This is a genomic window from Cellulosimicrobium protaetiae (genome assembly GCF_009708005.2).
GTDB classification, from domain to species: Bacteria; Actinomycetota; Actinomycetes; order Actinomycetales; family Cellulomonadaceae; genus Cellulosimicrobium; species Cellulosimicrobium protaetiae.
On sequence record NZ_CP052757.1, the window covers coordinates 2,819,365 to 2,832,251 of the forward strand.

The 12,887-nt window shown below is 76.1% G+C and carries 11 protein-coding genes; 10 read left to right on the forward strand and 1 reads right to left on the reverse strand.

Features of this window, described 5'->3' with window-relative positions:
- The first annotated feature begins 16 nt into the window (after positions 1-16).
- The 10 genes from FIC82_RS11945 (at position 17) to FIC82_RS11990 (ending at position 12,310) form a co-directional block, all read left to right on the forward strand.
- Complete coding sequence (locus FIC82_RS11945; protein WP_154798702.1) at positions 17-1,096, forward strand: helix-turn-helix transcriptional regulator; 1,080 nt, start codon at positions 17-19, stop codon at positions 1,094-1,096.
- The gene (locus FIC82_RS11950; protein WP_168731789.1) at positions 1,089-2,102 is read left to right on the forward strand and encodes a helix-turn-helix transcriptional regulator; all 1,014 of its coding nucleotides are present in this window, start codon (positions 1,089-1,091) and stop codon (positions 2,100-2,102) included. Before FIC82_RS11945 ends, FIC82_RS11950 begins: the two co-directional genes overlap by 8 nt.
- A gap of 10 nt (positions 2,103-2,112) precedes the next feature.
- Positions 2,113-2,439: a hypothetical protein gene (locus tag FIC82_RS11955; protein ID WP_154798703.1), complete on the forward strand. Its 327-nt coding sequence runs from the start codon at positions 2,113-2,115 to the stop codon at positions 2,437-2,439.
- Between the two features lie 57 nt (positions 2,440-2,496).
- On the forward strand, positions 2,497-2,763 hold the full coding sequence (gene tatA, locus FIC82_RS11960) for a Sec-independent protein translocase subunit TatA (RefSeq protein WP_154798704.1): 267 nt from the start codon (positions 2,497-2,499) through the stop codon (positions 2,761-2,763).
- Positions 2,764-2,799: 36 nt separating this feature from the next.
- Positions 2,800-3,543: a twin-arginine translocase subunit TatC gene (gene tatC / locus FIC82_RS11965; RefSeq protein ID WP_154800177.1), complete on the forward strand. Its 744-nt coding sequence runs from the start codon at positions 2,800-2,802 to the stop codon at positions 3,541-3,543.
- Positions 3,544-3,586: 43 nt separating this feature from the next.
- Positions 3,587-4,669, forward strand: coding sequence for a diacylglycerol/lipid kinase family protein (locus FIC82_RS11970; RefSeq protein ID WP_168731790.1), 1,083 nt, complete (start codon positions 3,587-3,589; stop codon positions 4,667-4,669).
- A 9-nt stretch (positions 4,670-4,678) separates the two neighbouring features.
- The gene (locus FIC82_RS11975; protein WP_154798705.1) at positions 4,679-7,663 is read left to right on the forward strand and encodes a DEAD/DEAH box helicase; all 2,985 of its coding nucleotides are present in this window, start codon (positions 4,679-4,681) and stop codon (positions 7,661-7,663) included.
- A gap of 173 nt (positions 7,664-7,836) precedes the next feature.
- Positions 7,837-9,477 (forward strand): amidohydrolase, encoded by a 1,641-nt coding sequence (locus tag FIC82_RS11980; protein ID WP_168731791.1) that lies wholly within the window; start codon positions 7,837-7,839, stop codon positions 9,475-9,477.
- Positions 9,478-9,752: 275 nt separating this feature from the next.
- Positions 9,753-11,501: an apolipoprotein N-acyltransferase gene (gene lnt, locus FIC82_RS11985; protein ID WP_336240033.1), complete on the forward strand. Its 1,749-nt coding sequence runs from the start codon at positions 9,753-9,755 to the stop codon at positions 11,499-11,501.
- Entirely contained in the window at positions 11,498-12,310 is an 813-nt protein-coding gene (locus tag FIC82_RS11990) for a polyprenol monophosphomannose synthase (RefSeq protein WP_168731792.1), read from the forward strand. The genes lnt and FIC82_RS11990 overlap by 4 nt, the downstream gene beginning before the upstream one ends.
- A gap of 122 nt (positions 12,311-12,432) precedes the next feature.
- Here the strand turns inward: FIC82_RS11990 and FIC82_RS11995 are convergent, their stop codons facing one another.
- Entirely contained in the window at positions 12,433-12,777 is a 345-nt protein-coding gene (locus FIC82_RS11995; protein WP_021483180.1) for an RNA polymerase-binding protein RbpA, read from the reverse strand.
- Positions 12,778-12,887: the final 110 nt, after the last annotated feature.

Below are 12,887 nucleotides of genomic sequence, written 5' to 3' on the forward strand. Positions count from 1 at the left end.
GACTAGCGTGGTGCCGATGTCCGAGCCCACGCCCCCTTTCTCCGCGCCCCCCGCCGCGTCGTCGTCGGGGTCGTCGTCGACGAACCCGGCCGCGCGCCTGCTGAACCTCGTGATCGCGCTGGTGAACACGAACGCGTCGATGACGAAGCAGCAGATCCGCATCAGCGTGGCGGGGTACGGTGACGCCCCCTCCCCGGACGCGTTCGAACGGATGTTCGAGCGCGACAAGGACACGTTGCGCGACCTGGGGATCCCGATCGTCACGGTGGACGCGGGTGGGCACGCGGACGAGGTGGGGTACCGGATCGACCAGGACGCGTACGCGCTGCCCGCGGTGGACCTGACGCCGGCCGAGCTGGGGGTGCTGGCGCTGGCGGCGCAGTTCTGGCAGGACAAGACGCTGCGCACGGACATCTCGCGTGCGCTGACGAAGCTGCGGGCGGCGGGCGCGGGGGAGACCGCGATGGACGTGGTGGCGGGCCTGGCGCCGCAGGTGCGGCCGGTGGGCGACGCGTACGCGACGCTCATGGACGCGATCTCGGCGCGGCGCGCGGTGTCGTTCACGTACCGGGCGGCGAGCACGGGCGAGGTGCGGGCTCGGCGTGCGCAGCCGTGGCGGATCGCGGCGCGGCGTGGCGGCTGGTACCTGGTGGGGCTCGACCTGGACCGGGGGGCGCCGCGGTCGTACCGGCTGAGCCGGGTCGAGGGCCGGGTGCGGGCGACGGGCCCGCGCGACGCGTTCGAGGTCCCCGTGGACGTGGACGTCGACGCGGCCCTGGGCACGCGCGACGCGGGCGGCGTGGCGCGCCTGGCGGTCGTACCGGAGCGTGCGGGTGCGCTGCGGGCGCGCGGCACGCTCGTGGGGTCGGTGCCGGACGCGCGGGCGGGCGACGGCGCGGGTCGTGACGTGCTGGAGGTCGCGTACGACGTGCGGTACGCGCTGGCGGACGAGGTCGTGGGGTACGGGGACGCGGTGCTGGTGCTCGGCCCGCCGGACCTGCGCGAGGCGGTCGTGCGCCGGCTGCGGGACGCGGCGGCGCTGGGCTCGGGCTCGGAGCAGGGTGAGGGGTCGACGGAGGAGGCGGGGCGTGGCTGAGCGCGCGGACGACCGGCTGGTGCGCCTGCTGGGCATCGTCGCGTACCTGGACGGCGCAGGGCCGGTGCCGGTGGGCGAGCTCGCCCGGCACTTCGGCGTGAGCGAGCGCCAGGTCCTGGACGACGTGGACGCCCTGTGGGTGTCAGGCACGCCCGGGTACTGGCCGGACGACCTCATCGACTTCGACGCCGACTCGATCGAGCGCGGCGTCGTGCGCCTCACGGAGGCGCGCGGCATGACGCGGCCCCTGCGGCTCGGCACGCGCGAGGCCGTCGCGCTCATCGCGGCGCTGCGCGCCATGCGGGAGACCGCGGCGGTGCAGGCCGACCCGGAGCGCGCCGGCGTCGTCGAGTCGGTGCTGCGCAAGCTCACCGACGCGACCGGCGAGGCCGCGGCGGCGCTCGACGTGCAGCTCGCGCCCGAGGGCGACCCGCGCGTCGTCGCGGCGATCACGAGCGCGCTCGTCGCAGGCCACCGCCTGCGGATCCGGTACGTGACGGCCGCCGACGAGGAGTCCGAGCGCGAGGTCGACCCCGTGTCCCTGCACACGCAGGACGAGCACGCCTACCTGCTCGCGTGGTGCCACCGCGCCCGCGGGCGCCGCACGTTCCGCGTCGACCGCATCCTCGCCGCCACCGAGCTCGACCAGCCCGTCGAGGGGCACGACGTCGACCCCGACGTCGACTTCACGCCCACCGGCGACGCGCCGCTCGCGACGATCACGTTCGCCAGCCCCGCACGCGCCGTCGCCGAGCAGGTCCCCGTCGAGTCCGTGCGCAACCTGCCCGACGGCGCGTTCGAGGTGCGCCTGCGCGTCACCAACCCGGTCTGGCTGCGCCAGCTCCTCACCGAGCGGGCGCGGCACGTGCTCGCCGTCGAGCCGGCGTCGGTCGCGCGCGACGTGCGCGAGGCCGCGAGCGCCGCGCTCGCCGCGTACGCGCACCTGCCGGAAGAGCCCGCAGGCCCGGGGGCGGCGCCGTCGGGCGACGACCGGGCCGCTGGCTAGGGTAGGCGGCATGTGGTTCTGGGTCTGGACGCTGCTCGTCGTGGGCACGCTCGTCGGCGCGTTCTTCCTCGCGCGGCGCCTGTGGCGGTCCGTGAAGGGGCTGGGTCGCGAGCTGTCGCGCGCCTCGCAGGTCGCAGCGGACATGAGCGCACGGGCCGACGAGCTGTCGCGCGCCCTGGAGGAGGCGCAGCCGTCGACCGCGCCGACGCTGTTCGACGACCCCGTCGTGCTGCAGGAGCGCGTGGACGCGTTGCGCGCCGAGCGGGCGGAGCGGCGCGACGAGCGGCGGCGGCGCGACGAGCAGGTCTGGGCCCGCTGGCGCCGGTTCAACGCGTAGGGTTCACCGCGTAGACTCGCTCGCGTAGCGCCGTTCGCCTCGAGGAGGAGTTAGCCCATGGGCATGCTCAAGCCCTGGCACATCATCGTGCTGGTCGTCGTCATCCTGCTCCTGTTCGGCGCGCGCCGGCTCCCCGACCTGGCCAAGAGCGTCGGCCAGTCGCTGAAGATCTTCAAGAGCGAGGTCAAGGACCTGCGCGAGGACGACACGACGCCCCCCGCGGCGGGTGGCACCGGCACGACGCACACGTCGACCGGTACGTCTGCGCCGACCGTGACCGGAGGGACGACGTCGCCCGAACCGGGCGACACATCGAAGGGATAGTCGGTGTCACGTACCTCCCGTGACCCCGAGGGGCGGATGCCGCTCCGCGAGCACCTCCTGGAGCTGCGCAAGCGCCTCTTCCTCGCCGCGTGCGGCCTCGTGGCCGGCGCGATCGTCGGGTGGTTCCTCTACGAGCCGCTGCTCGAGGCGCTGCAGGCGCCGCTGCTCAAGGCGGCGGAGGAGCAGGGCAAGGTCATCAGCCTGAACTTCTCGGGCCTGGCGTCCGCGCTCGACATGAAGGTCAAGGTCTCCCTCTTCCTCGGCGTCATCGTCACGTGCCCGTGGTGGCTGTACCAGCTGTGGGCGTTCATCACCCCGGGTCTGACGACCCGGGAGAAGCGGTACGCGTTCGCGTTCCTCGGCGCGTCCGTCCCGCTGTTCCTCGGCGGCGCTCTCCTCGCGTGGTGGGTCCTGCCGCACGCGGTCGACATCCTCGCCGGGTTCGTGCCCGACGGCGCGACCAACCTGGCCGACGCGCAGGGCTACCTGAGCTTCGTCATGCGCCTCGTGCTCGCGTTCGGGCTCGCGTTCGTGCTGCCCGTCGTGCTCGTCGCGCTCAACGCGACCGGCATCCTGCGCGCGTCCGCGATGGCCAAGGGCTGGCGGTGGGCGGTGCTCATCGCGTTCGTGTTCGCGGCCGTGATGACCCCGACGCCCGACGCGCTGACGATGATCTTCGTCGCGCTGCCGATCTGCGGCCTGTACTTCGCGGCGCTCGGCATCAGCTACCTCCACGACCGGCGCGCCGACAAGCGCGACGCGGCACGGCTCGCCCTGTGAGCGTCCTGCCCCGGCCGCGCCCCGCCGGGCGCGGGGGCCGCGCGTGAGCACGGTCGCGCTCGTCGTCAACCCGACGGCTGGGCGCGGCCGGGGCCGCACCGCGGGCGCGCGCACCGCCGAGGCGCTGCACGCGGCGGGGCACGCCGTCGTCGACCTCAGCGCCCCCAGCCTCCCCCTCGCCCAGGAGTCCGCCGACGCCGCCGTGCGCGGCACGGACGGGACCGACCGGCCCGGGGTGGACGCCCTCGTCGTCGTCGGCGGGGACGGGATGGTGCACCTCGGCGTGAACGCGACGGCCGGGACCGGCGTCCCCCTGGGGATCGTCGCCGTCGGGACGGGCAACGACTTCGCCCACGCCCTCGGCCTGCCCACGACCCGCGTCGACCGGTGCGTGGACGCCCTCCTCGCGGCCCTCGGCACCACCGCGAGCGCCACCCCGGCGGTGCGCGCCGTGGACGCCGCGCGCGTCACGGGCGCGCACCTGGCCGGCCCACGCTGGTACGCGGGCGTGCTGTCCGCGGGGATCGACGCGGCCGTGAACGCGCACGCGAACGCGGCCACGTGGCCGCGGGGGCGGTCCCGGTACGCGCGCTCGGCGCTCACCGAGATCACGCGGTACCGCCCGTACGGGTACCGGGTCACGCTGCGCGGCGTCCCCGCGGGCGACGAGCTGCCCGACCTGCTCGCCGGGGCTCCCCTCCTGCGCGACGGCGCCGCCGTCGGGACGAGCCCGGACCCCGACGGCCGGGACGCCCACGGCGGGCGGACCGTGGTGTGGGAGTCGCCGGGCGCGCTCGTCGCGGTCGCGAACGGGCCGCGGATCGGCGGCGGGATCCGCATCGCGCCGGGCGCGACGCTCGACGACGGCCTGCTCGACGTCGTCGTCGCGGGCCCGTTCGGGCGCTGGGGCGCCGCCCGCATCTTCCCCGGCATGTACGCGGGGCGGCACCTGGCGAACCCGGGGGTGGGGACGCTGCGCGCGACGTCGGTGACGGTCGCGGCGACCGAGGCCGGAGCGACCCCGCCGCACGCGTTCGCCGACGGGGAGCACCTGGGCCCCCTCCCGTTGCGGGTGGACGTCGTCCCGGGCGCGCTGCACGTCCTGCAGGTCGGTGCCGGACCGTAGGCTGGCGTCATGACGGCCGCTGAATCGCCCGCCGCCCGTTACGCCGCGTCCCGGGCCCGCCAGGCGGCGTCCCGCACCCGGCTCGCGGAGTTCCGGCAGGTCCTCGACTTCCCCCTCGACGACTTCCAGGAGCGCGCGTGCGAGGCGCTCGAGGAGGGGCGCGGCGTCCTCGTGGCGGCCCCCACGGGCGCGGGCAAGACGGTCGTGGGCGAGTTCGCCGTCCACCTCGCCCTCGCGGGCGGGCGCAAGGCGTTCTACACGACCCCCATCAAGGCGCTGTCCAACCAGAAGTACGGCGACCTCGTGCGCCGCCACGGCGCGGACTCGGTGGGGCTGCTCACGGGCGACACGACGATCAACGGGGAGGCACCCGTCGTCGTCATGACGACCGAGGTGCTGCGCAACATGCTCTACGCGGGGTCGCGCACGCTCGACGGCCTCGCGTTCGTCGTCATGGACGAGGTGCACTACCTCGCCGACCGGTTCCGCGGACCGGTGTGGGAGGAGGTCATCATCCACCTGCCGGACGACGTCCAGCTCGTCTCCCTGTCCGCGACCGTGTCGAACGCGGAGGAGTTCGGCGACTGGCTGGAGATGGTGCGCGGCGACACGACCGTCGTCGTCAGCGAGCGCCGGCCCGTGCCGCTGTGGCAGCACGTGCTGGTCGCGTCGGCGAACCCGGCGACCGGGGTCGCGCACGCGGGCGGCGGGCGGGCGCTCGGCGCGGACCTGCTCGACCTGTACGCGGGGCACGTGGACCCGACCGACCCGGGCGTGAACCCGCCCATCAGCCCGGACCTGCTCGCGGCGTTCCGCGCGGCCCCGCGCACGGGCGCGTCGGGGCCGGGCGGTCGGCGCGGCCCGGGCGACCGGGGGTACCGGGGGCGGGGCGGACGTCGCCCGGGCCCGGACCGGTCGGGGCCGGGCGGGCTGGGGGCACGCCGCACCCCGGCGCGGTTCGCCGTCGTGGACGCGCTGGACGCCGACGGGCTGCTGCCCGCGATCTACTTCATCTTCTCCCGCGCCGGGTGCGAGGGCGCCGTGCAGCAGTGCCTGACCGCGGGGCTGCGCCTCACCTCGCCCGCGGAGGAGGCCGAGATCCGGCGGGTCGCCGAGGAGCGGACCGCGACGATCCCCGCCGAGGACCTGGACGTGCTCGGGTACTGGACGTGGACCGAGTCGCTCGCGCGCGGGATCGCGGCCCACCACGCGGGGATGCTGCCCGTGTTCAAGGAGACCGTCGAGGAGCTGTTCTCCCGCGGCCTGGTCAAGGTCGTGTTCGCGACCGAGACGCTCGCGCTCGGCATCAACATGCCCGCCCGGTCCGTCGCGCTGGAGAAGCTCGTCAAGTGGGACGGGACCGCGCACGTGGACGTCACGCCCGGCGAGTACACGCAGCTCACCGGGCGCGCCGGGCGGCGCGGCATCGACGTCGAGGGGCACGCCGTCGTCGTCGACCACGCCGGCCTGGACCCCGTGCACCTGGCGGGCCTGGCGTCCAAGCGCCTCTACCCGCTGCGCTCGAGCTTCCGGCCCACGTACAACATGGCGGTCAACCTCGTCGCGCAGGTGGGCCGGGACCGGGCGCGCGAGGTGCTGGAGACGTCGTTCGCCCAGTTCCAGGCCGACCGCGGCGTCGTCGGGCTCGCGAAGCAGGCGCAGGCGCACGCCGAGGCGCTCGACGGGTACGCGCAGGCCATGACGTGCGACCGCGGCGACTTCGCGCAGTACGCGGCGCTGCGCCGGCGCATCACCGCGCGCGAGGGCGACCTGTCGCGCGCCGCGAGCCGGTCCCGACGCGCCGAGGTCGTGGCCGCGTTCGAGCGGCTGCGTCCCGGGGACGTCGTCGAGGTGCCGTCGGGGCGGCGCGCGGGCTACGTCGTCGTGCTCGACCCGGGGGAGGGGGCCGGGTTCGACGGCCCCCGCCCGACCGTGCTCACGCAGGACCGGCAGGTGAAGAAGCTCACCGTGGCCGACGCGCCCGGCGGCATCCGCACGGTGGGTCGCGTGCGCATCCCCAAGACGTTCAACGCGCGCGTGCCCGCCCAGCGACGCGACCTCGCCTCGACGCTGCGCAACGCCCTCGGGGCGCTCGACGAGCCCGGGGCGCGTCCCGGGCGCACCACCCGCGCCCGGTCCGCCGCCGCGGACGACGCCGAGCTCTCGCGCCTGCGCGCGCAGCTGCGCGCCCACCCGTGCCACGACTGCCCCGACCGCGAGGACCACGCGCGCTGGGCCGAGCGGTGGGCGCGGCTCAAGAAGGAGCACGACCAGCTCGTGCGCCGCGTCGAGGGCCGCACCGGGTCCATCGCGCGCGTGTTCGACCGCATCTGCGACGTCCTGCTCACCCTGGGCTACCTCGCCCCGGGCGAGGCCGCCGACGACCCGGTGGCCCCGCTCGAGGACGCCCTGGACGCGGAGGAGCCCGCGAGCGGCGCGCGGGACGGCGACGACGGCGACCGCGCGGCGCGCGCCGGGCTGCGCGTCACGCGCGACGGGCAGTGGCTGCGGCGCCTGTACGCGGAGAACGACCTCCTGCTCGCCGAGTGCCTGCGCCGCGGCGTGTGGGAGGACCTCGACGCGCCCGCCCTGGCGGCCGTGGTGTCCACGTGCGTGTACGCGGGGCGGCGCGAGGACCACGGCGAGCCCGACGTCCCCGGCGGCCCGCAGGGCAAGCTCGCCCGCGCGCTCGAGGCGACCACGCGCGTGTGGTCCGAGGTGGACGACCTCGAGGAGGAGCACGACATCGACGCCACCGGACAGCTCGACGAGGGCCTCGTGACCGCCGTGCACCGGTGGGCCGTCGGCCGCAGCCTCGACGCCGTGCTGCGCGGCTCGGAGATCGCGGCCGGCGACTTCGTGCGCTGGTGCAAGCAGGTGATCGACGTCCTCGACCAGGTCGCGACCGCAGCACCCACCCCCGCCGTCCGACGCACCGCGAACCAGGCCATCGACACGCTGCGGCGCGGCGTCGTCGCGTACTCGAGCGTCTGAGCCGACGGGCGTCCCTCGTCTCCGCGAGCGGGCGTGCGTCCGCACCACCAGCAGGGGTGCCGAGACGAGCCCGCTCGATGCGGGCGTGACGTGCACGACACCCGGCCCGACCTGCGCCGACGCCCGACCGGTCGGGCGAGGTTCGGGCGGTTGTGGCGGTATCGTGAAGGATTGTGGCCTCAACCCTGTACCGCGGCGGCGTGATCCACTCCCAGGCCGACCCGTTCGCCGAAGCACTCCTCGTCGACGACGGCGTGATCGCCTGGATCGGCGCCGACGACACGGCCGACGGGCTCGCCGCTCGCGCCGACCGCGTGATCGACCTCGACGGCGCGCTCGTCGCGCCCGGGTTCGTCGACGCGCACGTGCACCTGTTCGAGGTCGGGCTCGCCCTCGCGGGCGTCGACCTGTCCGCGAGCGCCGGCGTGACGACCCTCGCGGCCGCGCTGGAGGCGGTCGCGAAGGCCGCGGCGGGCGTCGGGGACGACGACGTCGTGCTCGCGTTCGGGTGGGACGAGCGGTCCTGGCCCGAGGGGCGCCCGCCGACGCGCGCCGAGCTCGACGCCGCGGCGGGCGGGCGCGCGGTGTACGCGGCGCGGGTCGACGTGCACTCGGCCGTGGTGTCCACGACGCTCGCGCGGCGCTGCGCCCTGGCGGAGCGGCCCGGGTGGGACGAGTCGGGCTGGGTGACGGGGGAGGCGCACCACGTCGCCCGGGACGTCGCGCGCGACGTGTCGCCGGCGCGGCGCACCGACCTGTACCGGGCGGCGCTGCGCGCCGCGGCGGAGCAGGGGATCGTGTCGGTGCACGAGATGAGCGCCCCGCACATCGACACGCGCGCAGGGCTGCGCGAGCTGCTCGCGCTCACGGGCGAGGCGTCCTCGGGGCTGGCGCACGTCGTCGGGTACCGGGGCGAGCTGTGCACCACGGTCGACGACGCGCGCGAGCTCCTCGCGGACGTGCCCGGCCTGACGGGCATCGCGGGCGACCTCAACGTGGACGGCTCGATCGGGTCGCGCACCGCGGCGATGCGCCTGCCCTACCAGGACGGCCCGGACCGCACCGACCGCGGCACCCTCTACCTGAGCGCGGAGCAGATCGCGAACCACCTGTCCGCGGTCGGCACCGCGGGCACGCAGGGCGGCTTCCACGTCATCGGGGACCGCGCGATGGACGAGCTCGTGCTCGGGCTCAAGGTCGCCGCCGACGTCCACGGCCAGGGCGCGGTGCGCGCGGCCCGCCACCGCGTCGAGCACGCGCTGTTCGTGGACGCGACGGCGCTGGCATCGCTCCTGCTGTTCGGCGTGAGCCTGAGCATCCAGCCCGGGTTCGACGCCGCGTGGGGCGGCCCGCAGGGCATGTACGCGGCGCGCGTGGGCGCGACCCGGGCCGAGGGCCTGAGCCCGTTCGCGGACCTCGCGGGGGCGGGCGTCCCCCTCGCGTTCGGGTCGGACGCGCCGGTGACGCGACTGGACCCGTGGGCGGGCGTGCTCGCCGCGATGTCGCACGTGGACCCGGACCAGCAGATCTCGGCGCGGGCCGCGTTCCGCGCGCACACCCGCGGCGGCTGGCGCATCGCGGGCCTGGACCACACGGGCGCCGGGCAGCTGCGCGTCGGGGCGCCCGCGCACCTGGCGGTGTGGCGGGGCGAGCACCTCGTGGTGCAGGGCGCGCTCGGGCGCACGACGTCGTCGTGGAGCACGGACGCGCGCGCCGGGCAGCCGCTCCTGCCGGAGCTCGGCCCGGACGTGCCGCGGCCGCGGTGCCTGCAGACCGTGCGGGACGGCGTCCCGCTGTTCGACACGTTCGTCTGACCGCTACCGCTTGACAGGGCCGTGAGCCGGAGTAGGTTCGACAGGGTGTTCCGGCCCCCGCGGCCGCAGGGGGATCAGCCACCGACGACGACCCCTCGGCGTCCCGCGCCGGGTACCTGGCCGGGCTCGCGCGCTCAGTAGAAAACGTGCTCCGCCGGTGGCGGCGGCGTACGGGCCGAAGGGCGCGCGAGCCCGCACACACCCGCCGCGCAGATCACCCGCCCGACCGTCGTCGCGCACCGGGTCCGTGCAGGTGCGTGGCGTAGGGTGCACCCGTGCACGCCCCCGAGCCCGCGGCCACCCCGGCCGGGCGACCCCGCCCCGCAGGACCGTCCACCTCAGGACCGGACTCCCCGTCGTCGGACCCCGCGTCGTCGGCACCCCCCGAACCGGGCACCGTCGAGACCGGTCGCCGTGCCCCTGGCGCCGCGCAGGGCCGCACCCTGGTCGGGCCGCCGTCGCGGCCGCTCACGCTCCTCCTGGCCCTCGCGGGCGGCCTCGCCACCGACGCGGCGTTCCCCGACCGCGGGTGGTGGCCCGTCGCGTTCGTCGGCGTCGCCGCGCTGTTCTGGGCGCTGCGTCGCGACGGTGCGCGCTGGGGCTTCCTCGTGGGGCTCGTGTGGGGGCTCGCGTTCTTCCTGCCGCACCTGTGGTGGGCCAACTACGCGACCGAGACCGTGCCGTGGGTCGCATTGTCCGCCATGGAGGCGTGCTTCGTCGCCGTGCTCGGCGCCGCCTGGGTGTGGGCGCGGCGGTGGTCGTGGCTCGCCGGGCGTCCGTGGGCACAGGCGGTCGCGTTCGCGCTGCTGTTCGTGGGCGTCGAGCAGGCGCGCACCGAGGTGCCGTTCGGCGGCTTCCCCTGGGGCCGGCTCGCGTTCTCCCAGGCGGACTCCCCGCTCGGGCGCGCGGCGTGGCTCGGCGGCGAGGTCCTCGTGTCCCTCCTCGTCGCGCTCGCCGGGTCGTTGCTCGCGGTCGCGGTGCTCGCGGTGGTGCGTCGCCGCGACCTCGTGACGGGTGCCGTCGTCCCGGTGGCGGTCGCCGGGGCTCTCGTGGCCGCGCCCCTGCTCGTGCCGCTCGACACCCGTGCCGAGGCGGGCACCCTCGCCGTCGGGGCCGTGCAGGGCAACGTGGGCGAGCCCGGGCTGGGGTCGTTCGCGAACCGGGCCGAGGTGCTCAACAACCATCTCCAGGGGACCGTCGCGCTGCTGGACGAGGTGGAGCCCGGCGACCTCGACGTCGTGCTGTGGCCCGAGAACGGGTCCGACCTCGACCCGCAGACCGCGCCCGACGTCGCCCGCGCGATCGACGACGCCGCGCGCGAGGTCGACGCCCCGATCCTCGTCGGTGCGCAGGAGTACCCCGACACCGGCGGCCGGTACAACGTGTCGCTCCTGTGGGAGCCGGGCGCGGGTGTCGTCGACCGGTACGCCAAGCAGCACCCCGCCCCGTTCGGCGAGTACATCCCCCTGCGGTCCCTGCTGCGGATCTTCTCCGACCAGGTCGACCGCGTGAGCATCGACATGATCCCCGGCACCGAGACGGGTGTCGTCGACCTCGCGTCCGAGCGCCTCGGGCGCACCGTGCCGCTCGGCGTCGTCATCTGCTTCGAGGTCGCCTACGACGGCCTCGTGAACGACGCCGTGGACGCGGGCGCCGAGGTGCTCGTCGTGCAGACGAACAACGCCTCCTTCGGGTACACCGCCGAGTCCACCCAGCAGCTCGCCATGTCGCGCCTGCGGGCCGTGTCGACCGGGCGCGCGACCGTGCAGGTCTCGACCGTCGGCGTCAGCGGCGTCATCGCCCCCGACGGCACCCTCCTGCAGAGCACCGAGCTGTTCACGGCCGACCAGATGGTCGCGGACCTGCCGCTGCGCACGAGCCTCACCCCGGCCGTCCGGGCGGGGGACTGGCCGGGACGGGCCGTCGAGCTCCTCGCGCTCGGCCTGCTGGCGGCGGGCGTCGTGAGCGTCGTCCGCGAGCGCCGGGCCGCTCGGCCGGCCGCGACCGGGGACGACGCGCGGTGAGCCGCCCGGAGGATCAGCCCGCGCCGGGCCGCGTGCTCGTCGTCGTGCCCACGTACGACGAGGCGCTGACCCTGCCGGGCACGCTCGCGCGTCTGCGCGCCGCGGTGCCGGACGCGGACGTGCTCGTGGTCGACGACGCGAGCCCCGACGGGACGGGCGAGCTCGCCGACGCCGCGGCCGCGACGGACCCGGGCGTGCACGTGCTGCACCGGGCGGGCAAGGAGGGGCTGGGCGCGGCGTACGTCGCCGGGTTCGGCTGGGGCCTGGACGCCGGGTACGACGTCCTCGTCGAGATGGACGCCGACGGGTCGCACCAGCCCGAGCAGCTGCCGTCCCTGCTCGCGGCGCTCGGCCCGACCCGGTCGGACGCCGCGGGGGAGCGGGGCGCGGACCTCGTCATCGGGTCGCGCTGGGTGCCGGGCGGGCGGGTGGAGAACTGGCCGTGGCACCGCGAGGTGCTCTCCCGCGCGGGCAACGCGTACGTGCGCGTCGCGCTCGGGCTCCGCCTGGGGGACGCGACCGCGGGGTTCCGCGCGTACCGGGCCGGGGCGCTGCGCGCCGTCGACCTCGCGAGCGTGGAGTCGCACGGGTACTGCTTCCAGGTCGACATGGCGTGGCGGGTCGCGCGCACGGGCGGGCGCGTGGTCGAGGTGCCGATCACGTTCGTCGAACGCACCGCGGGCCGGTCGAAGATGAGCCGCGCGATCGTCACCGAGGCGCTGTGGAAGGTCACCGTGTGGGGTGCGCGACGGCGCGCGGCCCAGCTCGCGGGTGCCGTGCGGGGGCGGGGGAGCCGGGCGTCTCGTTGAGGGCGGGCGCAGCGAGGACGGTGCGCGAGCGGTGCAGCCTCGGCGCCCTGCCCGTGGCGCACGAGAGGCCCGAACCCCTGACGGGGTCCGGGCCTCTCCGGTCGTCGGGCGACCGCGCGGTGTCAGGCGCTGCGGCGCAGCTTCCCGGCGCGCAGCAGGCCGAGGCGCTCGTCGAGCAGCTCCTCGAGCTCGGAGATGGTGCGGCGCTCGAGCAGCATGTCCCAGTGGGTGCGGGCGGGCTTGCCGGCCTTGGGCTCGGGGCGCTCCGCGTCGCGCAGCAGCGCCTCGGCGCCGCAGCGGCACTCCCACACCGGGGGGACCTCGGCGTCGGTCGAGAACGGCAGGATGATGGTGTGCCCGTTGGGGCAGTCGTAGTGCGCCTGGAAGCGGGGGGCGAAGTCGACGCCCTCGTCCGACTCCATGCTCTTCGCACCGATGCTCATCCCGCGCAGCGAACGGTCGGCCATGGTGTCCTCCTGAGGGGTCTTCGGGGGTGGGTGGGCGCGCCCGGTGGGGTGCGGGCAGCGGCCCGGTCTACGAGAGGCAACGCCTCGCCGTCGGTCGGTGTTCCGGCGTG